20 protein-coding genes are annotated in these 21082 nt (G+C 71.0%); 11 read left to right on the forward strand and 9 right to left on the reverse strand.

Annotated features, from left to right (window positions below; translation table 11 throughout):
- Positions 1 to 36: 36 nt before the first annotated feature.
- The 7 genes from IPN02_15030 to IPN02_15060 all read left to right on the forward strand — a co-directional run bounded on the left by IPN02_15030 (position 37) and on the right by IPN02_15060 (position 7428).
- On the forward strand, positions 37 to 1440 hold the full coding sequence (locus tag IPN02_15030) for an NYN domain-containing protein (GenBank protein ID MBK9298115.1): 1404 nt from the start codon (positions 37 to 39) through the stop codon (positions 1438 to 1440).
- Complete coding sequence (locus tag IPN02_15035; protein MBK9298116.1) at positions 1433 to 2686, forward strand: DUF1730 domain-containing protein; 1254 nt, start codon at positions 1433 to 1435, stop codon at positions 2684 to 2686. The genes IPN02_15030 and IPN02_15035 overlap by 8 nt, the downstream gene beginning before the upstream one ends.
- The gene (locus IPN02_15040) at positions 2683 to 3837 is read left to right on the forward strand and encodes a glycosyltransferase family 4 protein (GenBank protein MBK9298117.1); all 1155 of its coding nucleotides are present in this window, start codon (positions 2683 to 2685) and stop codon (positions 3835 to 3837) included. Before IPN02_15035 ends, IPN02_15040 begins: the two co-directional genes overlap by 4 nt.
- The gene (locus tag IPN02_15045) at positions 3834 to 4424 is read left to right on the forward strand and encodes a hypothetical protein (GenBank protein ID MBK9298118.1); all 591 of its coding nucleotides are present in this window, start codon (positions 3834 to 3836) and stop codon (positions 4422 to 4424) included. The genes IPN02_15040 and IPN02_15045 overlap by 4 nt, the downstream gene beginning before the upstream one ends.
- Entirely contained in the window at positions 4421 to 5641 is a 1221-nt protein-coding gene (locus IPN02_15050; protein ID MBK9298119.1) for an ArsA family ATPase, read from the forward strand. Before IPN02_15045 ends, IPN02_15050 begins: the two co-directional genes overlap by 4 nt.
- A 382-nt stretch (positions 5642 to 6023) precedes the next feature.
- Complete coding sequence (locus tag IPN02_15055) at positions 6024 to 6326, forward strand: hypothetical protein (protein MBK9298120.1); 303 nt, start codon at positions 6024 to 6026, stop codon at positions 6324 to 6326.
- Between the two features lie 19 nt (positions 6327 to 6345).
- The gene (locus IPN02_15060) at positions 6346 to 7428 is read left to right on the forward strand and encodes an ROK family protein (protein MBK9298121.1); all 1083 of its coding nucleotides are present in this window, start codon (positions 6346 to 6348) and stop codon (positions 7426 to 7428) included.
- Here IPN02_15060 and IPN02_15065 read toward each other — a convergent pair.
- The gene (locus IPN02_15065) at positions 7314 to 7928 is read right to left on the reverse strand and encodes a TetR/AcrR family transcriptional regulator (GenBank protein ID MBK9298122.1); all 615 of its coding nucleotides are present in this window, start codon (positions 7926 to 7928) and stop codon (positions 7314 to 7316) included. The two genes, IPN02_15060 and IPN02_15065, sit on opposite strands and share 115 nt — an antisense overlap.
- A gap of 56 nt (positions 7929 to 7984) precedes the next feature.
- Positions 7985 to 9508, reverse strand: coding sequence for a glycerol kinase GlpK (glpK, locus tag IPN02_15070; protein MBK9298123.1), 1524 nt, complete (start codon positions 9506 to 9508; stop codon positions 7985 to 7987).
- A 62-nt stretch (positions 9509 to 9570) separates the two neighbouring features.
- On the opposite strand from glpK, the gene IPN02_15075 reads away from it, so the two are divergent.
- Complete coding sequence (locus IPN02_15075) at positions 9571 to 10602, forward strand: ATP-dependent 6-phosphofructokinase (GenBank protein MBK9298124.1); 1032 nt, start codon at positions 9571 to 9573, stop codon at positions 10600 to 10602.
- A gap of 16 nt (positions 10603 to 10618) precedes the next feature.
- Here the strand turns inward: IPN02_15075 and IPN02_15080 are convergent, their stop codons facing one another.
- The 5 genes from IPN02_15080 to IPN02_15100 all read right to left on the reverse strand — a co-directional run bounded on the left by IPN02_15080 (position 10619) and on the right by IPN02_15100 (position 15047).
- Positions 10619 to 11347 (reverse strand): GerMN domain-containing protein, encoded by a 729-nt coding sequence (locus IPN02_15080; GenBank protein MBK9298125.1) that lies wholly within the window; start codon positions 11345 to 11347, stop codon positions 10619 to 10621.
- Positions 11348 to 11349: 2 nt separating this feature from the next.
- Entirely contained in the window at positions 11350 to 13002 is a 1653-nt protein-coding gene (locus IPN02_15085) for a HAMP domain-containing histidine kinase (GenBank protein MBK9298126.1), read from the reverse strand.
- Positions 12999 to 13679: a response regulator transcription factor gene (locus tag IPN02_15090; protein ID MBK9298127.1), complete on the reverse strand. Its 681-nt coding sequence runs from the start codon at positions 13677 to 13679 to the stop codon at positions 12999 to 13001. Before IPN02_15090 ends, IPN02_15085 begins: the two co-directional genes overlap by 4 nt.
- 154 nt (positions 13680 to 13833) lie before the next feature.
- Positions 13834 to 14739 (reverse strand): inositol monophosphatase, encoded by a 906-nt coding sequence (locus IPN02_15095; protein ID MBK9298128.1) that lies wholly within the window; start codon positions 14737 to 14739, stop codon positions 13834 to 13836.
- The gene (locus IPN02_15100) at positions 14736 to 15047 is read right to left on the reverse strand and encodes a hypothetical protein (GenBank protein MBK9298129.1); all 312 of its coding nucleotides are present in this window, start codon (positions 15045 to 15047) and stop codon (positions 14736 to 14738) included. The genes IPN02_15095 and IPN02_15100 overlap by 4 nt, the downstream gene beginning before the upstream one ends.
- A 159-nt stretch (positions 15048 to 15206) precedes the next feature.
- Between IPN02_15100 and IPN02_15105 the strand changes: the two genes are divergently transcribed.
- Genes IPN02_15105 through IPN02_15115 form a run of 3 tightly spaced genes read left to right on the forward strand, consistent with a single transcriptional unit; the run spans position 15207 to position 17398 of the window.
- Complete coding sequence (locus tag IPN02_15105; protein ID MBK9298130.1) at positions 15207 to 15737, forward strand: NUDIX hydrolase; 531 nt, start codon at positions 15207 to 15209, stop codon at positions 15735 to 15737.
- Positions 15727 to 17046 carry a DNA polymerase IV gene (gene dinB, locus IPN02_15110; GenBank protein MBK9298131.1) on the forward strand — a complete coding sequence of 440 codons (1320 nt, stop codon included), beginning with the start codon at positions 15727 to 15729 and terminating at the stop codon, positions 17044 to 17046. The genes IPN02_15105 and dinB overlap by 11 nt, the downstream gene beginning before the upstream one ends.
- On the forward strand, positions 17033 to 17398 hold the full coding sequence (locus tag IPN02_15115) for a DUF3040 domain-containing protein (GenBank protein ID MBK9298132.1): 366 nt from the start codon (positions 17033 to 17035) through the stop codon (positions 17396 to 17398). The genes dinB and IPN02_15115 overlap by 14 nt, the downstream gene beginning before the upstream one ends.
- Before the next feature lie 115 nt (positions 17399 to 17513).
- Here IPN02_15115 and IPN02_15120 read toward each other — a convergent pair whose 3' ends face one another.
- Both IPN02_15120 and IPN02_15125 read right to left on the reverse strand, forming a co-directional pair.
- A complete protein-coding gene (locus IPN02_15120) occupies positions 17514 to 19808 on the reverse strand; it encodes a transglutaminase domain-containing protein (GenBank protein ID MBK9298133.1) in 2295 nt (764 codons plus the stop codon).
- A complete protein-coding gene (locus IPN02_15125; protein ID MBK9298134.1) occupies positions 19805 to 21046 on the reverse strand; it encodes a DUF58 domain-containing protein in 1242 nt (413 codons plus the stop codon). The genes IPN02_15120 and IPN02_15125 overlap by 4 nt, the downstream gene beginning before the upstream one ends.
- Between the last annotated feature and the right edge of the window lie 36 nt (positions 21047 to 21082).

The raw sequence follows: 21082 nt of genomic DNA on the forward strand, positions 1-21082 counted from the left end.
ATCCGTGCCGAGTGAGCCCGACCACGGCAGCCGGCGATGACCGCCGGCTCCGACGCCGAGGAACAGGTGGTGCGGCCTGCCCTGGAGGCAGCGCTGGACGTGGCCGAGGCAGGCCTGGCGGAGAAGCCTCCGCGCCAGCCTCCACGGGGACTTCGGTCGGTGCTCGGGTTTCATAAGCGTCCAAGCGCGGCGCTGGGTGCGGCCCGGCGGGTTCTCGACCGCGACGACGCTTTCCGTGCCCTGGTGCTGGAGCGCATCGATGCCGACCGCTTGAGCCCCGGAGCCGCTGCGTTTCTTCTACGAGACGATGGCTGGCGCGACGCGGTCGGCGATGCCGTTCGAGCGTTGGAAGAGGCGGCCGATGACGACCGGGCGAGGGCGGATGATCGGGCGGCGACCGAACAGGTGGTCACGCTCAGCGCCCGGTTGGCCGAGTTGGAGGCCGAAGTGCCTCGAGTCGAGGCCGAGTTCACCCGGTTGCGCGAGGTGGAACGCCAGGCCGAGGAGGTCGCCGAACGCCTTCGCGAGCAGGAGGCGCTCAACGAACGGCTGACCGGCGAACGCCAGCGGGCGGTGCGCGAGCTGGCCGACGAGCGCCGGCGTCTGGCTGACCGCACCGCCCAGGTGCGTTCGCTGTCCGCCGATCTGGAGCGCATTCGCTCCCAGGTGCCCATGGACGACGGGGGACCGGACGATCCGACGCCCCCAGCCCGTCCGGTTGACGTTGCCGAGGAACTGTCGGCGCTGCGGACGAGGGCGGAGGCCGCCGAGTCGGCGTCCGCAGAGACCGCCCAGGCGATGGTCCGGCTGGGGCGGGAGCTCGCGGCGCTCGGCGAACGCCTCGATCCCGAAGCGGCGGGGCGCGTGGAGCAGGGCGATTCGGACCCTCGGGGGTCGACCAGCCCGGAAGCGAGCGACGGCGAGCCGGGCACCGCCCCGGTGCTCGCAGGGCAACATCGGAACGGTCGTCGCGGCCGGACCGTTCGCCGCCGGCCGGTCCGCGTGGGACGCGGCCTGCGCGATGGCTCCCCTGACGCCACCCGGGAGCTGCTGCGAACGCCCGGCCTGGTGCTGTGGGTCGACGGGTACAACGCATCGATGGCGCTTTGGGGTGACCTCGATATCGGCGGTCAGCGCGAGGCGTTGGTCCGCGCCCTCGGACGGTTGGCCAAGGCCTGCGGCACCCACATACGCGTGGTGTTCGATGGTGACAGTGGCGGAGCGCCCCCGGTCACCACACCGCTGCCGGTGCGAGTGGTGTTCACGAAGGCGGGGGTGGAGGCCGACGACGACATCATCGACGCCGTGGCGGCGACCGACGCGTCGCAGCCGGTGGCGGTGCTCAGCGCCGATCGGCGTGTGCGCGACGGCGCCTCTGTGTACGGCGCCAACCTGTTGTCACCCGACGATCTGCGAACGGTGTTGGCCGACGGTGGCTGAGGGATCCCCGTCCGACGGCCTGGGTGGTCTTGCCGACCGGGTGCTCGAGGTTGGGCGGGACGCGGGCCTGGTGGCGATGGGCATCTGCGATACCGAACCGTTTCTGGAGGCGCGCCAAGAACTCCTCGACCGTCGCGACGCCGGCCTGGCCGGCACGATGGCCTTCACCTACCGCAACCCGGAGCGTTCGACCGAACCGGCGCGCCTGCTGCGCAACGCAGCCAGCCTGGTGGTGGGGGCGATGCCGTACCGCCAACCGCGCCTGGCCGACGACGGAGACACTGCCCGCTCGGGCGGCGTCACCGGCGCGGGCGACGTTGCCGCCAGCGGTCAACGTGGGACCCTCTCACTTCAGGCCCGGGTGGCCCGATACGCCACCGACGATTACTACGCCGTGCTGCGAGCTGCGTTGGAGCGGGTGGCCGACGAGTTGCGTCGGGCCGGGTTTCGGGCCCACATCGTCGCCGACGACAACGCGCTGGTCGACCGCGCCGCGGCGGTGCGCGCCGGCCTGGGGTGGATCGGCCGCAACACCGGGCTGATCACCCCCGAGGCGGGCGGCGAGGTGGTGTTGGGCTCGGTGGTCACCGACGCGGTCCTTCCCACCACAAACCGGTCGGTGGCCGACGGCTGCGGCTCGTGTCGGGTGTGCGAGCCGGCCTGCCCGACCGGAGCCCTCGACGACGGACGACTGGACGCCCGCAAGTGCCTGGCCTGGCTGGTGCAGGCCCCCGGCGACTTTCCCCGCGAGCATCGCCAGGCGCTGGGCGACCGCCTGTACGGCTGCGACGAGTGCACGGTGGTGTGCCCACCGAGCCGGCTGGCGAGCCGCCGCCTGGGCGACCTGCCCCATGGCGAGCGTCCGGGGCCGACGGTTGACGTGCTCGAGGTGCTGCGCCTTGACGACGAGACGCTGCTGGAGCGCTACGGCCGCTGGTACCTGCCGGGCCGTGACCCGAACGCCCTGCGCCGCAACGCGCTGGTGATCCTGGGCAACACCGGCGACGGGTTCGACGGTGCCACCGCAGCGGTGCTCGAGCGCTACCTCGCCGACGAATCGCAGCTTTTGGCCGGCCACGCCGCCTGGGCAGCGCTGGCCCTGGGCCGCCAGGACCTGGCGGTCGCTGCAGCCGACCGGCCGTCGGTCGCCGACGAACTCGCCGCCGCTGGGCTGGTGACCCCGGTTGCGGTTGGGTCCCGCCGTTCGCAGGCCGATGGCGCGAGTGCTACATCTGGTGGCCCGTGAAGCACCTGCTGGTCACCAACGACTATCCCCCCAAAGTGGGTGGTATCCAGAGTTACCTGTGGGAGCTGTGGCGGCGTCTCGACCCCGATGACGTCACCGTCCTGACGACGCCCCACGAAGGGGCGGCCGCCTTCGATGCGGCTGCGCCCCATCGCATCGAGCGCACCCGGGATCCGGTGCTGTTGCCGCACCCCGGCCTGGCCCGCCGCATCGAGGCGCTGGCGCGCCAGGTCGATGCCCGGCTGCTGGTCCTCGACCCGGTGCTGCCCCTGTCCGTCCTCGGGCCACGGGTGGCGCGTCGCCTCGGCATCCCGTGGGTGGTTGTGGCTCATGGGGCGGAGATCACCGTGCCCGGTCGCCTGCCGGTGAGCCGAGCATTGTTGGGTCGGGTGTTGCGCTCCGCCGATGGCGTGATCGCCGCCGGCGGATACCCGCTGGCCGAATCGGAGCGAGCGGCGGGCATGCCGCTGGCCAACGCGGTGATCCCGCCCGGGGTGGACACGACCGACATCACGCCGTTGGCCCCGTCAGAACGGGCGGAGATCAGACGTTGCCTCGGTGTCGATGAGGACACGACGCTCGTGTTCGGCCTGAGCCGCCTGGTGCCGCGCAAGGGTTTCGACACGCTGATCGAGGCCGCCCATCTTCTGGCCCGGCGCGGCCGCAAGCTGACGGTGGCGATCGCCGGCGACGGGCGGGACCGCAAGCGGCTGGATCGGCTGGCCGCCGCCGGTCCCGGTTCGGTCCGGATGCTCGGCCGGGTCACCGACGCCGAGCGCGCCGAGTACTACGGCGCAGCCGACCTGTTTGCCATGTTGTGCCGCGACCGTTGGGCGGGCCTGGAGCAGGAGGGATTTGGCATCGTGTTTCTCGAAGCGGCGGCCGCAGGCGTGGCCTCACTGGCCGGCCGGTCGGGGGGTAGCCACGAGGCGGTGGAGGACGGCGAGACCGGGGTGATCGTCGACGAGCCCGCCGACGAACGGGCGGTCGCCGAGGCGCTGGAATCGCTCATCGACCAACCGGAGCGGCTCGCCGAGATGGGCCGGGCGGCCCGTCTGCGGGCCGAACGGGTCTTCGACTACGACGTGCTCGCCCGGGATCTCAATCGCGCGCTGACCCGGCTGGCCACTCCAGCCCGGGTGCAACGATGAGCCGCCGCACGGACGACCGGAAGACTCGGAAGCCCGCCCGCCCCTCCTCGGGCAGGTCGACGCAGCCGACGTTGGCCGACGAGCGCTCCGCTGCCCAGGCCGGCGCCGCCGAGCGAAAGGCCGCAGCCCAGGCTCGCCTCGACGAGCGGTTCGGTGACGACACGCCCGGCTCGGCCCTGATCGTGGCGTCGTGGGTGGCGGCCGCCGCCGTCACGCTCACCGGGCTGGCTGGCTGGGCCTTCGGCGGGCCCTTCGAGATCGCCGCCCTCATCGTGTCGCTGGTGTTGTTCTTCGCCGGGATGGTGATCTGCACGATCGGGTTCGTCGTCGCCGCCTCACGGTCGCGGCGCGACCAGCTCGACCTCGGCCGGCTGGCCCTGCTGACCGGGGTGGCGCCCCGCCGCGTGCGCAACTCGCTGTTCGGTGCGCTGGTGGTGCAGATCATCGGCGGGCTGGTGCCGGCGATCGCCACCAAGGGCCTGGAGCTGGACTTCGGCACGCTGGTCCCGCTGGTCGGGGTGGGCCTGATCTTCTGGTGGGGCGCCGCCTACGGAGACTTTCCCCCGCGCCCGGAGTTGGCCAGATGAGCGCCCGGGAAGCCCAGGGGAGCGGCACCCGGGTGATCATGTTCATGGGCAAGGGCGGCGTGGGTAAGACCACCGTGGCCGCCGCGTCGGCCATCCTGGCGGCCGAGTCGGGACAGCGGGTGGTGGTGACCTCCACGGACCCCGCCCACTCGCTCGGCGATGTGCTGGGCCGCCGGATCGGGTCGGTCCCGGTGCAGGTCACGCCCGGATGTCATGCCCAGCAACTGAACGGGCGCGACCGCCTCGAGGAGTCGTGGGCCGAGGTGGGCGGCTGGGTTCGGCGCGCGTTCGGATGGGCCGGCCTCGACGATCTCGAAGCCCAGGAGCTGATGTTGCTCCCCGGTTTGGAGGAACTCTTTGCCCTGGCCGAGGTGACCAGCCTGGTCGACTCGGGCCGGTTCGACACCGTGATCGTCGATTGCGCTCCAACCGCCGAGACCCTGCGATTGCTCACGCTGCCCGAGGTGCTCGGCTTCTACCTCGACCGTTTCGAACAACAGCGGCCGCTGCGGCGGGCGGTGAGCGAGACGGTGCGACGCCTGGGCGACCTTCCGATCGCCGACGCCCAGATCGCCGGGGCTACCCGTCGTCTGGCCGACGAGCTCTCCGGCGTGCGCCGGCTGTTGTCGGCCGACACGACGTCGGTGCGCCTGGTGATGACGCCGGAACGGGTGGTCATCGCCGAGACCCGCCGCACCCACACGGCGCTCGGCCTGCACGGTTACGCAACCGACGCCGTCGTGGTCAACCGACTGTTGCCCGAGCACGTGAGCGACGATTTCACAGCTCGCTGGCGGTCGGCCCAGCTGGAACGCCTCGACGAGGTCCGCGAAGGTTTTGGCGGCGTCGACACGCTGATCGCCGAGATGTCACCGATCGAGCCGATCGGGGCCGGCACCCTCGCTGAGATGGCGCGGGTGCTCTACGACGGACGCGAGCCGACGGCGGTGCTCGGAACGAGCCAGCCGATGTCGGTCGTCACCGGGGCCGATGGACCCGAACTGCACCTGCCGCTACCCAACGCCGACCGAGGCGAGGTTGACGTCTGGGCGGGCGACGGGGAGATTCATCTCACCGTCGGCGCCCACCGGCGCAATCTTTTGTTGCCGGACGCCTTGCACGGCCGCTCGGTCGTCGGGGCATCCTTGAGCGACGGAACGCTGGTGATCCGTTTCGATGCTGACGTTGACGCCGAACGCGACGATGGGGACGCCTGAAGCGTGTCACCGCATTGCGATCGTCGTAAATCTCTGGTCAGACGCGCTTGATCAAAAACAGGATCAGCAGGACGACCAGGATGGTTCCGAGAATTCCTCCACCTATGACCATGGTGTTTCCCTCCGTGTTTGGCCACGTCTGTCGGACCGCTGCGTCGAGCGATTGCCCATGCCGGGTCGGTCCCGGCCGCCGTCGTGGCGTCTTTGTTCAGTTACCCGATCCTGTGGGCGAGTAACCAGAAACCGTCAGCGAACCTCGCGTTCGACGACGACGTCGCGGCCGCGCGTCTCGGTGCGGGCGGTCGCCAGGCCGATCAGCGAGACGACCGCCCCGACGGCAAACCCCGATAGCGTCGGTTGGTTGAGGTTCTAAGATGACCGGGTGAGCGATCAGGCGGCAGACACCGCACAGAAGGTGCAGAATGCAGCACTCGGGGCCATCGATGCGCTGCGTCACCTGCTCGATGCCGCCGAGGAGGTGGTCGCCGACCCCCGGCACCTCCAGGATGTCGTCGCCGGCGTGAGCGACTGGGCCGAGAAGGTCTCGTCGACTTTTGCTGGTGCGAGCGGTTCCAGTGGCACCGGCCAACCAGGTGAACAACCCGGCGGGCAGCCAGGCGACGACGACGCCGTGGAGGATGATCAGCCAGCCGGCGGGCGCCTGCGGCGAGTGCCGCTCGACTGAGCCCGGGTACGGTTGCCGGGTGAGGACGGTTGACCCGGACGCAGCGAGCCCCCATCTGATCGGACTCGATCTGGGAGGAACAAAGCTGGCCGGCGGGGTGGTGGCCCTCGACGCAGACGGTCGGGCCCGGTTGGTCGTCGAGGAGCGGGTGCCGACCCCCGACTCGAGCGCAGCGCTGGTGCGGGCACTGGTCGATCTCGTGGCCCACCTCCGCTCGGTGTCTCCGCACCCGCCGGTGGCGGTGGGTGCCGGCATCGCCGGGCACATCGGCCTGGACGGTATTGCGGTGCAGGCGGCCAACACGCCGATGGTGGTGGGCGTCGACCTGGCGGGCCCGCTGCGCGAGGCGTCCGGGCTTCCGGTGCGCATCGACAACGACGCCAACGTCGTCGCACTTGCAGCCCAGCGACAGTTGGCGCCCGACGCCCGGGCGTTGGTGGCGGTGACGTTCGGGACCGGCATCGGTGGCGGCCTGGTGCTCGACGGGGCGCTGTGGCGGGGTGCGGCCGGGCTGGCCGGCGAGCCCGGCCACATGGTGGTGGCAGCGGACGGCCCGCTCTGCCGGTGTGGGCAGCGTGGCTGCTGGGAGGCGGTCGCATCCGGCACGGCCCTGGGCGAGGCGGCCCGGCGGGCCGTCGCCGACGGAGAGGCGCCGGACCTGGCCGCCCGTTGGTCGAACAGCGGCCGGTTGGATGGTCAGGCCGTCGTCGCCGGGCTTCGAGCGGGCGAGGCGGATGCCGAGGCGGTGTGGCAGGGGTGGACCGGGTGGGTCGCCGTCGGCTTGGCCAACCTGATCCAGCTGATCGACCCGGACGTGATCGTGCTCGGCGGCGGCGTGTCGGCCAGCGGCGAACTGTTGGCCTCGGCGGTCACCGCACACCTGGAGGCGATGTCGGTGGCGTGGAGTCACCGCCGGATCGACCTGCGCTGTGCCCCGGGTGGGCCGCTCGCCGGCGTCGTCGGGGCGGCGCTGATCGGATGGGAGGATCAGGCGGTACCTGAGCGCGCAGCGGCGGATGTGGCGGCGCCCAACCCATCGAGGCAGAACGTCACGATGTCGTCGGCGACCGCCTCGGCCGCCCGCCCACCACTCCAGCCCTGAGTGGCGAGTGCGTCGGTGACCGCCAGCATGGCCCGGGCCTGAGCATCGGCGTTGCCGCGGGGGAGCCGGCCAGCGTCCATCGCCGACGTCAACTCGGCGACCGCATCGTCGATCAGCAGTTCCCGCAGGCGGGAGGTGAGCGGCCCGAAGGTGGCGTCTCGATGAGCAAACTCGAACATCGACGCCAGCTCGCGGTGCTCGGCGGACCACCGGACCGAGGCGCGTATCGCCGCCGGAATGCGCACCAGCGGATCGTCGGAGTGCGAGACCGCCGCCAGTTGGGTGCGGCGCAGCTCGGTCATGCCGGCGGTGAGGATGTAGCCGAACAGCTCTTCCTTGGATTGGAAGTACCAGTAGAAGACGCCCTTGCCAACGCCCATCGCCCCGACGATGTCGGAGATCGAGGTGGCCTGGTACCCGCGCTCGGCGAATCGGGCGGTGGCCACCTCGAGAAGCTGCGAACGGCGTTCCTCGCCGCGGGGGGTCAGGCGTCGGTCCACGGCCAACCACCGTAGTTCTCTTGACCGCCGGGTCAAGAGTTGTCGTCGAGCCTGGCTCAGACGGCCGGTTCGGCGTTTTCGGGTGGTCGGCGCGGGCGGTCCCAGGCACCGGAGCGGGCGATCGCCTCCAGCCAGCGCTGGTAGTCAGCGTCGGCCCGACCTCGATCCACCTCGTCGTCGCCGAACGTCCCGTCACTGGTCCAGGCGTTGCCCACCTCGTCGAAGGAGCCCCAGAACCCCTCGGCCAGCCCGGCGAGAAATGCCGCACCTTGAGCGGTGGTCTCTCTGACGGCGGAGCGGCGCACCGGGACGCCAAGCTGCTCGGCCTGGATGCGCACCAACAGGTTGGACGACGACGCGCCGCCGTCCACGCGCAGCTCGGCCAGGCCGCTGTGGGACGCGGCGGTCATCGCCTCGACCACATCGCGGGTCTGGTAGGCGATCGACTCGATCACCGCCCGCGCCAAGTGGGCGCGGGTGGTGCCACGGGTGATGCCCAGCACCATGCCCCGTGCGAAGGGGTCCCACCACGGCGAACCCAGGCCGGTGAAGGCGGGAACCATCACGACACCATCGGTGTCGGGCACCGATTCGGCCAGCACGTTGACCTCGGGTGCCGAGTCGATGATCCCCAGGCCATCGCGCAACCACTGGATCGCTGCGCCGGTCACAAAGATCGAACCCTCGAGCGCATAGGTGATCTGCCGGGCGCCGCCGTCGCCGGGCAGCGACCAGGCGACGGTGGTGACCAGCCCGTCCACCGGCTCGGGTCGCTCGGTCCCAACGTTCATCAGCACGAACGAGCCGGTGCCATACGTGTTCTTGGTCATGCCGGTTTCGAAGCAGGCCTGGCCGAACAGCGAGGCCTGCTGGTCGCCGGCGATCCCGGAGATCGGTGTGCCGACGGGCAGCCCCCAACCCTCGGCGACGGTACCGAAGCGTCCCGACGATGCCAGGACCTGGGGCAGGCAGGCGCGGGGCACCCCGAACAGCTCGCAGAGCTCGTCGCTCCAATCGCCGGTGCCCAGGTCGTAGAGCATCGTGCGGCTGGCGTTGGTGTCGTCGGTGGCGTGCACTGCCCCGCCGGTCAGGTTCCACAGCAACCAGGAATCGATCGTCCCCACGGCCACGTCAGCGGTGGGTTCCACACCGCCCTCGGTGAAGATCCACTCGAGCTTCGACGCCGAAAAGTACGGGTCGGCCACCAGGCCGGTCCGGTTCCTGATCAGCTCGAGATGGCCTTGCTCGACCAGCTGTTCGCAGCGGTCTGCGGTTCGTCGGTCCTGCCACACGATCGCGCGGTGCAGCGGCTCGCCGGTGCTGCGGCTCCAAGCGACGACCGTCTCGCGCTGGTTGGTGATCCCCACTGCGATCACCGGCTCGTCGAGCTGGTCGACCAACTCGCACAAGACCTCGCGGATCGCCTCGGCGATCTCGGCGGCGTCGTGCTCCACCCAGCCCGGCCGGGGAAAATGTTGGGTGAACTCCCGGTAGGCCAGTCCGACGGTGTGGGCGGACGCATCGACGGCCAATGCCCGCACCCCGGTGGTCCCGGCATCGATGGCGACGACTACGGACACGCGACGGATCGTAGCGGCCCGCTCTGGCACACTGGACGGATGGACGACATGGATTGCGGTCGATGAAGCTGGGCATGCTGACTTCGGGCGGGGATTGCCCGGGCCTGAACGCGGTGATTCGAGCGGTGGTGAGGCGGGCCGAGCGCGGCATGGACGCAGAGGTGCTCGGGTTCTTCGATGCCTGGCGCGGGGTGATGGACGGGGACTATGAGACCCTGACCGTCGAGCGCTGCCGTGGCCTCTTGCCTCGAGGGGGCACGATCCTGGGTACCTCTCGGGTCCAGCCCTACCAGTTCGAGGACGGCGTCGCGCGCGTGAAGGAGTCGATGTTTCGCCTCGGCCTCGACGGCTTCATCGTCATCGGCGGCAACGGTTCACTGGGCGCGGCCCGCGACCTGACCGCCGACGGCATCCCGTGCGTCGGGGTTCCCAAGACGATCGACAACGACGTTGCCGGCACCGACGTCACCTTCGGCTTCGACACGGCGGTCGGGGTGGCCACCGACGCCATCGACCGGCTGCACACGACGGCGGAGGCCCACGAGCGGGTCATGGTGGTCGAGGTGATGGGGCGCGATGTCGGCCACATCGCCCTCCACGCCGGGTTGGCCGGGGGGGCGGCGATGATCCTGGTGCCCGAGGTTCCCTTCGACATCGCCGAGGTGATCGCGGTCGTCGAACGCCGCCGGCAACTGGGTCGGTATGCGTCGATCATCGTGGTCGCTGAAGGCGCCATGCCGATCGAGGGCACCATGGCGATGCCGGAATACGAGGTGGACGAGTACGGCCATCAGCGCCTGGGCGGTATCGGGGTGCGGGTGGCCAATGAACTGGAACGGCGAAGCGGCGTGGAAAGCCGCACGACCACGCTGGGCTATGTCGTGCGCGGTGGCACGCCCTCGGCGCGCGACCGCGTGCTGGCCACCCGCTTCGGCGTGGCGGCGGCCAACCTGGCGGCGGCTGGCCAGTGGGGCTCGATGGTGGGCCTGTCGGGGGATGTGATTGAGGCGGTGCCCCTCGAGGACGTTGCCGGTCGGATCCGGGGGTGCGACCTCGAGATGTACGAAGAGGTCGCCCAGGTGTTCTTCAGCTGACGGGCCGGTCGGTGGGTCAACCGGTGGTGTGGGTGGGGCACCGCGTCCGCAGCGAGTTGTTCTGCTCGGCCAGCGCAACCAGGTCGGTCTGCTCCCGCACCTCGGACTCGAGCTGGGCGGCCTCCGCCAACGCGTCTTTGAAGTCACACGGCGTGACGCGGCTCTTGGTGCCCCCTGCGGTCGAGATCCGTGCGCCCTCCCCGGCGATGAGAAAGCTGAACTGCCGGTCGGGTTCAAATTGGGCACCGACGCCCAACACGATCTGGCCGACCGCCGTCGTGCGCGATGAGCCGTCCACCTGGGCGAACTCCTTGGACAGGTTGATCGCGATGACGCCGTCGGCGCGTACCGACCCCGAAAGCAGGGTGGTGTTGGGCGGGATGGCGGTGCTGATGCCGGCGGTGACCTCGGCCGGCGTCGGCTTGACCAGCGTGGCCTTGGCGATGTCTTCCACCGACAACGCCGCCACCTCCCTCGAGACCGGCACCAACCGCCGAGACTCACCGGCCTGCATGAAGATCGAGCTGGGTACGTTGCCCGGGTCGTTCTCCGGGTTGCGGTCCCGGGCCGGGCCGGTCAGATCTGGCGGCAATGCTCGGGGTTCGCTGTCCGGGGTGATGCCACATCCGGCCAGCAGGGCGACCGGCACGACGCATCGGGCGAACACCGTCAGGATCCGCCGGCGGACGCGCGTCGTCGCCGGCGAGCCAAAGGAGCGTTGCGACTTGGCAGGACCGACCTTCACGTTCACAATTCCACCACCGATTCGATGTCGACCGGCGGCGTCTCGGGCAGGGTCAGCACGAATCGAGCGCCGGATTTGCCGTCGTCTCGTTCGGTGACGCTCACCTGACCGCCCATCAGCCGGGCATGCTCGGCCACGAGCGCCAGGCCGAGGCCGACGCCGCTGCCCGCCCCGCGCCGTCCACCCTGGATACCGCGGCTGAAGCGCTCGAAGATCAGCTCGCGCTCCTCCGCCGGCACCCCGGGACCGCTGTCGATGACGGCGATCGACAGCGTGCCGTCGCCCCGGTCGACCTCCACCCGCTCCACCCCTTCGCCGTACTTGATGGCGTTGTCCATGAAGTTGGACAGCACCCGGACCACCCGCACCTTGTCGAGCGCCACCACCAGCGCGTCGAGTTCGTCATCGGCCACAACCGGTGTGTCCTCGCCGGCTACGGCATCGACCGCCCGCCGGACGACGCCCATCACGCTGATCTCGTTGGCGTCGAGACGCACGGCCCCGGCGTCGAAACGCGAAATCTCGAGCAGGTCCTCGACCAGTTGGGTGAAGCGAACCAGGTCGGATTCGAGCAGGTTGAGCGCGGTACGTGCCCGCTCGGGAAGGTTGTCGGCGGCCCGCCCGAGCACATCGACCGACGCGTTGATCGTCGTCAGGGGCGATCGCAGCTCGTGGCTGACGTCGGAGGCGAACCGGGCGTCGCGGTCGATGCGGGCCTGCAGCTTCTCGACCATGCCGTTGAAGGACGACACCAGCGGGCCCAGCTCGGGGTCCTCGGCGTAATCGGCGGCGTCCAACCGCGTTTCCAGGTGCCCGTCAGCGATGCGGCCGGCCGCCTCACCGACCATCATCAGCGGCCGCAGCGCCCGCCGGCTCGCCCACCAGCCCAGAGCGGTGCCCGCCATGGTGGTGATCGAGCCGACGATGATCAGGATCACCGTTTGTGACTGCACCGCCGAGGTGATGTCGTCGATGGCGTTGAGCTCGAAGTAGGCGCCTTTGGCGCCGCTCAGGGGCACGCCGACAGCGGTGTACATCGTGCCGTCGGCCTCGAGACGCATGACCGCCGCTTCGGAGTCCCAGACCGAACGGGTGATCAGGCTCTGGGGGAGGTCGGACTCGGACAGGTCGCCCGTGAAGTAGGTGCGTACCATCCGATTGCCCGACGGGCTCGACTCCTTCAGCATCAGGAACTGCGGTCCCTGGGCCTGAAGGTCGCCCAGCAACGGGTTGAGGTCGGCGTCGGCGGCCTGGCTCTGAAGCAGGCCGTCCAGGGTGGTGGCGCTGTCGGTGGTGCGCGTGATCGTGCGTCGTTCGCGATCGGCGAGCAGCGAACGGCGGGTGAGGTTCAGCGTGGCCGCACCGATGATCCCGGACAGTACGAGCGCGCCGAGGGTGAAGGCCAGCGTGACCCTGGCACGGAGGCCCAACTGGGAGTCGCCCGGCTGCCGTCGCGAGGTCGACGCGACCCCGCTGGTGTCGTCGGCGACGTTGCCGCCGAGCGGGGGTCCACCCGCCTTGGCATCGGTGGTGCTCGATCGGGATGCGTTGGTGGTTGCCTCGGTGTGGTCCTTGGCGCCCTTGGCGCGATCGCCATCAACGCCCGAAGGGGTCGCACCCGAGCGATCGTCGGTGCGCCGCCCCGACCGTTTCACGCCGCCAGCTTGTAGCCCAGGCCGCGCACGGTCAACACGTGCCGAGGGTTGCCCGGATCGGCCTCCACCTTGGTGCGCAGCCGGCGCACGTGGACGTCGACCAGCCGGCTGTCGGCGAGGTAACCGTGGCCCCAGACCTTCTCGAGCAGGTCCTCGCGCGAAAAGATCCTGCCGGGCGAGCTGGCGAGTTCGACCAGCAACCGAAACTCGGTCTTGGTGAGGTGGATCGTCTCGTCGGCCAAGGTGACCACGCCCTCGTCGGGCACAATCTCCAGGTCGCCGAAGCGCATGCGGTGCTGGAGCGAGTCGCCGGAGCGCACCCGTCGCAACAGGGCGCGAATGCGAGCCGACAGTTCCTTGGGCACGAACGGCTTGGTCAGGTAGTCATCCGCACCGGCCTCGAGCCCGGCGACCACGTCGTGGGTGTCGGCGCGGGCGGTCACCATGATGATCGGCACGTCACTTTGTCGACGTACGGCGCGGCACACCTCGAAGCCGTCGACGCCGGGCAACATGATGTCGATCAACACGACATCGGTGGGGTTGGAACGGAAAGCGTCGATCGCCGCCTCGCCGGTGGCCGCTTCGACCACCTCCCACCCCTCGTCCTCGAGGGCCAGCTTCACGGCGGTGCGGATGCGTTCGTCGTCCTCGACGGTCAGGATTCGGGTGCTCAACGTAGGGCTTTCGTGCCTGAGGCCTCGGGGCGGTGCCCGACGCGATGCGGGCGTTTCGGAACCGAGGCCTGAATTCCGATGGAGCCAGATGAGGCCGCCGCGGCCAGGCTACCGGGCGCGCCGGGTAGCCCCGTGCCCACCCGTCGTTGAGCGCTCAGCCCCCAGCGGCACCCAGGCGGGTGAGCACGTCGCTCAACGAGCCGAACAGCGGCGGTGCTGCGGCGAGGAGGAACCATCCGGACGTGGGCTCGGCCGTGGTCGCCAGCGGCCCGCCGGTCGGCCCGGCAACGAGTGGCTGGGCGGTCACCCTGGCGCCGGCCTCGGTGGCCACCAACGACCCGGCGGCAAAGTCCCACCAGTGCGGGCCGGTCTCGTAGTAGGCGTCGACGCTGCCGTCTGCGACGTAACAAAAGTCGAGCGCCGCCGCACCCCGACGCCGGAGGTCGCGCACCTGGGGCAGAAGAGCGGTGGCCACCGCCCCCTGTCGGCCGCGGCGGCCAGGGTCGTAGCCGAAGCCGGTTGCGACCAGGGCCTGGCTCAGCGGCGGGGATTGGGCGACGACGAGCCGCTCGCCATTGCGGGTGGCGCCGCCCCCGAGGGTGGCGACGTACTCGAGGTCGAGGCGGGGCGCGATGACGACGCCCACCAGGCTGCGCCCGCCGCGCGTGGCCGCCACCGAGATGCCCCAGTCCGGCTGGCCGTAGACGTAGTTGGTCGTTCCGTCGATCGGATCGACCACCCACACCACCCGATCGTCGGCGTCGCCCCGAGGGTCGTCGGTCCACTCCGAGACGCTCTCCTCGCCGAGAAACCCGTCCCCGGGTCGGGCGTCGAGCAGGGCATCGCGGATGACCCGCTCGGTCGCTCGGTCGGCTTCGGTCACCAGGTCGGTCTCGCTCGACTTGGTCGTTCTGGCCCCGCCTTGGCGGCGTATTTCCGCCTGGGCGTCCGACGCCGTGCGGGCTCCCAGGCGGGCGGCGGAAAGGGCCAGGGTGCACAACTCGTCGGAGTCGACGGCAGCGTCCGGTCGGTTCGCCTCACCGGCTCCGGGGTGGCTCACGAGCCGCCGACCCACTCCCCGGCCACCCGCAGCGTGATCACCGCCACCGCCGCCACCCCGAGGGCGGCGATCACCGACGCGGCCAGCATCGAGGCTCCGATCGCCACATCGCACGATCCTGTGCACGCCACATCGCCGAAGCGACCGCCGACCAGCGCCCCTGCCAGTCCGCCGGCGATGATGGCGGCGAAGGCCACCGCCCGTGCCCAGACGGGCGCGAGCGCGGTCTGCGGGCCCTCGGCGTCACCGCCTGGGCTGCCACTCGGGGCGCTGTTGGAGTTGTCGCTGCCTTCGCTCGAAGCGGCCATCGTCGCCGATGGTACCCGCCGGTGGCGGGGCTTCCCCCTCCGCCGCTCGCAGGCCGGCCCGACCGGTGGCCGGCAGGGTCGAGCGGGTCATCCCGGCGATGCGGTTCCGGCCCTGCGGCGGCCGGGTGGGCCCGCTCGGCCATCGCTAGGCTGCGCGACGTGAGCGTTTCGCCCGACACCCCTCAGCCCGTGCGGCACTGGACGGTGGGCGGAGCGGTGATCGAAGGCCCGGATGGGGTTCTGCTCGTCCGCAACCGCCGCCAGGGCGGCGTGGTCGACTGGTCGCCGCCCGGCGGGGTGATCGACGTTGGTGAGGAACTGGTCGAGGGGTTGAGTCGCGAGGTGACCGAGGAGACCGGCCTGGTCGTGCCCAGTTGGCGGGGACCGCTCTATGAGATCCGCTGTAGCGCTCCTCAGTTGGGCTGGGAACTGCGCGTCGTCGCCTACGGCGCCGAGCATCCCGGCGGTGAACTGTCCTTCGACGACCCGGACGGCATCGTGGAAACCGGTGAGTGGTTTCGTGCCGAGCGCTCCCACGAGCCGCTGGTCGACTCCCCGCCGTGGGTGCGCGAGCCGCTCGTCGAGTTTCTGACGCACCGCTGGGCGGATACCCGCCGGTTCTCCTACCTGATCGAGGGCGACCGTCGGGCCGACCTGCGGGTCACGCGTACCGATCCAGATGAGCGCTGAGCCGCACGGGGGCCCAGCCGGGCAGCGTGGGCGCACCACGCCTCGCTGGGTGCTGCACGCCGACATGGACTGCTTCTTTGCTGCGGTCGAGGTGTTGCGGCGGCCCGAGCTGGCGGGCCGGCCGGTGCTGGTCGGCGGCGATGGCCGTCGCGGCGTGGTCGCTGCGGCCTCCTACGAGGCCCGGGCCACCGGGGTCGGCTCGGCGATGGCGATGACCGAAGCCATGCGCCGCTGCCCGGTGGCGGTGGTCCTGCCCGGTGATCACGACCACTACCGCGAGGTGTCGGGTCGTCTGATGGCGATCCTCCGGGAGCTGAGCCCGCTCGTCGAGCCACTGTCCCTCGACGAGGCGTTTGTCGAACTCACCGGCAGCGAGCGGCGCCTCGGCGACCCCATCGTCACCGCCGCCCGGCTTCGTCAGCGCATCCACGACGAGATGGGCCTGTGGGCGTCGGTCGGACTCGGTCCCAACAAGACGATCGCCAAGCTGGCGTCGGAGGCGGCCAAGCCCTCAGCGGATCCGCGCGGGCCGATCCCCGGGCCGGGCGTTGTCGCGGTGCGCCCCGACGAGGTGATCGGCTTTCTCGAGCGGATGCCGGTGCGGGCGCTGCCCGGGGTTGGGCCGGTCGCCGGCGAGAAGCTGGGTCGGTTGGGGGTGCGCACGATCGCCGAGCTGACCGAGGTGGGGGAGGGTGCGGTGCGGCGGCTGTTCGGCGCCGCCGGTGCTCGCCAGCTCATCGCCCTGGCCAAGGGCGATGATCCTCGCCCGGTCATCGCCGACGCGCCGGCCAAATCGATCAGCTCCGAGCGGACCTTTCCCACCGATCGCTTCGCCGTGGGGGAACTGTCGGCCGATCTGGCGGCGATGTCGGATCACGTCGCGGAGCGACTGCGGGCTGCCGGGGTGACCGCAACGACGGTGCAGATCAAGGTGCGCTACGGCGATTTCCGCACCCTCACGCGGGCGCAACGCTTGGACGCGCCCACCGACGCCACCGTCACGGTGCGGGAGGTGGCCTCGGCGTTGCTCGACCAGCTCGACCTGAGCGTCGGCGTTCGCTTGCTCGGCGTGGGGACGACCGGCCTCGCCCGGGGTGCCCCTGCGCAGCTCCGCCTCGATAGGCTGTCCGACGATGACGATCGAACCCTCGACCGCACCGTCGATGATGTCCGCCGCCGTTTTGGCCGTGACGCCATCGGGCCGACCCGCCTGGTCGAGGACCCGGCCGCTCCGCGCGTTGTGAGCGGCCCCGGGGTGCGCGATCATGGTGCCTTGAACGAGAAGGGGGTCAACGGTGCCGCTCTCTGAAGACGAACAGCGCATCCTCCGGGAAATCGAGGACCGCCTCTACGAGTCCGACCCCGCGCTGGCCAACGAGGTGCGGACGCGCACCGTTCACACCGCGGTGCTGCGGCGCATCCGCTTGGCGGCGGTCGGCATGGTCGTCTCGCTCGCCCTGACCATCTTCTTGTTGTCGGTGCATTTCCTGTTGGCCTTTGTCGGATTTCTGGTCACCTTCGCCCTCGGCGCGGTGATCGAGTCCGGCATCCGGCAGCTGGGCCAGGATGGCATGGGCGAGTTGTTCAGCCAGGTGACCGGGTTTACCGGCGTTCGCCGCCCGGAAGCCTCGACCAGCGCCGACGCCGGCGACGACAGCTGAGAATCGCTCGGTCCCTGCGCACCGGGCAACGATCCCCCCACCGAAGCTCATCGAGCACGGTGCTGACAACAGTGCGCTGAGCACAGGGCGACGGGCACCTGACCGGGGAAGTGGATCAGCCCTGCGAGTGGCGGCGCCGCCCGGAGCGACGAGGCGCCATTCCGAGGCTCCAGCGGATGCGCTCGGCCCGGCTCCACTCCGACGAGACCGTCTCCGAGGCCTGGTCGGCCAGCCGGCGGGCCTCCTCGGCCTGGGTGTCCTCCGGGGCGCGATCGCCGAACGCCCCGGCCGCGGCCAGCTCGCTCAGCGGGCGAAGGGTGGCCAGACCGGTCTCGCCCTCCATCCGGCGTGCAAACTCGGCAGCGGTCTCGCTGGGACGGGGGTCTCGACGTCGCATTGCCAATCGGTCGGTCACCTCGGTCCAGGCGCCGGCCGGTACCCGGGCGGGGTCCTCGGGCCGGTAGCGGCGTTGGCGGGCGTTGCGCACCCAGGCGACCCGGCCGGCGACCGCACCTGCTCCCAGGGCAAACGCTGCGAACAGCCCGAGCAGCCACCACGGGGTGCTCGTCGGCGTCTCGGGCATCGGCAGCGGCTGCTGTTCGGGCTGAGCCGGCGTCGTGCCGTCGGCGGGGGTGTTGTCCGGCGTCGGCGGAGCGGTCGTCGGCGGGGCGGTCGTCGCCGGAGCGACCGGCTCGGGCGAACCGTCGCCGGAGTCTTGTTCGAACGGCACGCCGGTGACCGGTTCGGTCACCGGGTTGCCACGCCCGGGCGTCGGCTCGAAGGCGACCCACCCGTACTCCGACAGAAACACCTCGGGCCAGGCGTGGGCCTGGCGTCCGGTGACGGTCCAGGTCCGGTTGGCAGCGTCGTAGTTGCCCGGGGTGAAGCCCACCCCCATCCGGGACGGGAGCCCGATGGAGCGGGCCATCAGCACGAAGGCGCTGGCGTACTGGGTGCAGAACCCCCGCCGCTGACGGAGGAACGATGCGGTGGGGTCGACGGAACCCCGGTAGTCGGCCGACGTGTCGTACTCGCCCTGGCGGAGATCGTTCTGGAGCGCCTGCAACTTGGCGACGTCACCGGCGGCGCCGCCGGTGATCCGCTGCGCCTCCTCGCTCACCTCCGGGCTGAGGCCCTCGGGGAGGGCGCGCGCAGCCTCGATCTCGTCGCCGCCGGGGACCTCTTTACCCGGTGAGGCCACGTCGGGGATCGCCGAACGGACGGCGTAGGTCATGCCCTGAGGCAACTCATCGCCCTCGGCGATGATCAGCGTCGCCGACGGCTCGTCAAAGCTGACCGGAATCTCGGACGCAACCTCGATCGGATCGGAGGCGGCGGGCATCCAGATGCCGGCCAGGCCATCGATCGCCACGGTCTGGTCGATCTGGTTGCGGGTGGGAAGCGTCGTGACGTCGGGCAACTCCCCGGACACGTCCTCGAATGCGGTGGTCGAACTCCACACGTTGGACTCGAAGGTGTCCAGTGCGGTCAGCCGCCAATAGCTGGGCCGGTCCTCGGCGGTCTCGACGGTGAACATGACGTCGTCGCTCTGGGGGCCCAGCTGGTCGGTGATCGACACCAGGGGGGACAACACCTGACGATCGGCGCGGTCCGACGACAGGTCGGTGAGGTCGATCACCGGCGTGCGGTCCTGGGTGAAGGCAAGGTGGGCCAACGTGCCGGCGAGCACCGCAACCACCAGCACCCCCGCACCGAGCCGGGCGGCAGCCCAGGTGCCACTGGAACGCTCGCCGCTGCGCCAACGGCCCCGTCCGTTGTTGACCGTGCGAACGGCGAGCAGGTGGGCGCCCAGCGCAGCGGTGAACACCACCGCCGAGAACACTTGGGCAGGGCCCCGGGCCAGCGTCGCCCCAAAGATGAACACGCCGACGTGGGTGGTGACCGCCTGAACCGGGACGTTGCCCCGGTGGACGGCGGTGTCCGAGTAGAGGGCGACGACGACCAGCACCAGCGAGGCGGCGGCGATGAAGCCGGGTTGGGCGGGGGCCGGGGCGACGAGCTGGCGGAAGCTGTCGAAGGACTCCCCGGTGAGTTCGACGAACCGCGACACGGTTTCGCCGGTGGGAAGGCCGGCCACGACGGTTTCGGGCAGGGTGAGATTCGCCCATGCCACCAGTCCGGCGATGGCCGACAGCAGGGGAGCGATCCACACCGACAGCCGGAGACGACGGCCGATCGACTCGCTGGCGTGCACGATCAGCGCCGGCAACAGGACCGCCGGCAACCAGTCCCAACCGGAGAACAGGCGGGAGAAGCTCAGCGCCGTCGCTGCGGTCAGCATCATCAGCGTGACCTCGGGCAGCCACCATCCCGGCGGACGGCGCTCGCCGTTCTCGGCCCGGGCCGTGCCCACCGCCTCGGGGGCGGCGGCGCTGCGGCTTGGGCTCATCGCTGCGGCCCGCCCGGTTGGACCGACCCGCTTGAACGCAGCGGCGCCCCGCCGAAGCGCAGGCGTTGTGCCAGCTCCTCGGCCCATGCCTCCGACCAGGTGGTCGCCAGCTCGATGCCGGATCCAAAGGGCACGACGCCCGGCTGCGCCTCGGTCGCCGAGCAGTCGATCGATACCAGCATGCGGGAGCTGTCGCCGTTGGTCAGCAGCCGGCGATCATCGGCGCTCAGGGTGGTCCCGCACACGACGATCAACCCGGTGGCGTCGTCGGCCAGCGTGCGGGCCACCGACGACAGGTTGGCCTCGGGGCCGATCGCCACCGTCGCCAAGCGGTCCATCACCGGTCCCAAACTGGAGGCGTCGGACAGCGTCCGGGTGTCGAGGCCGGCGGTGCTGAGCAGCCGCACCGGACGGTCGGCGACCACCGCGGTGAGCACGCTGGCCGCCGCCTCGACCGCCCGCTCGAACGAGCTGACGCTCTGGCGGGACGCCCGGCCGTCGAGTACGACCGCCACGTGGCTCTCATCGGGCCGCTCAAACTGGCGGACCATCAGGTTGCCGCTGCGGGCGACGGCGGGCCAGTGGATGTGGCGGATGTCGTCGCCGGCTTGGTACGGCCGGAGCCCGACAAAATCCTCCGGCGCCTGCGTGGGCGTCATCAGCAGTGCGTGGTGGCGGTCGTGTTGACGCCCGCCACCGGGCAGGCCGGTCAGCCGGTGGATGCGCGGGCGCACCAACACGCTGGCCTCGGCCTGCGGGGCGAGCGCCCGCTCGAACAACCCGAACGGGTCCTGCTTGGCCAGCTGGGCGGGGCCGAGGCGAAGCACACCGCGCCCCGTGGTCGGCACGACGGTCCTCAGGCGGCGGCGTTCGCCCGCCCCCAAGGGCGAGAGGCGCACGGGGTCGGTGCGCTCGCCGGCGGGATGCATCGGCTCGGCGATCCGATCCCGCAGCGACACCAGGCCGCTGAACCGGCCGCCGTTGACGACCAGCACCATCTGTTCGACTGCGTCGCCGTTGGTGACCGCCGTTGGCGCCACCCGTTGCAGGGTGAGCGACCCGGAGCGCATGACCACCAGCACCGAGACGGCAAGGGCGACCACCAGGGTGAAGGTGGCCACCCACAGCTCGGGGTAGGAGAACACGATCGAGGCCGGGACCAACACGGCGACCAGGGCGATCAGCGCCCAGCCGGATCGAGTGGGCGTGAGCACGCCCGAACGGGAGTAGGTGGCCACGGTGACTCAGCCCCAGCGCGCCATGCGAGGCCGGGG

Source organism: Candidatus Microthrix subdominans (genome assembly GCA_016719385.1).
Lineage (GTDB): Bacteria > Actinomycetota > Acidimicrobiia > Acidimicrobiales > Microtrichaceae > Microthrix > Microthrix subdominans.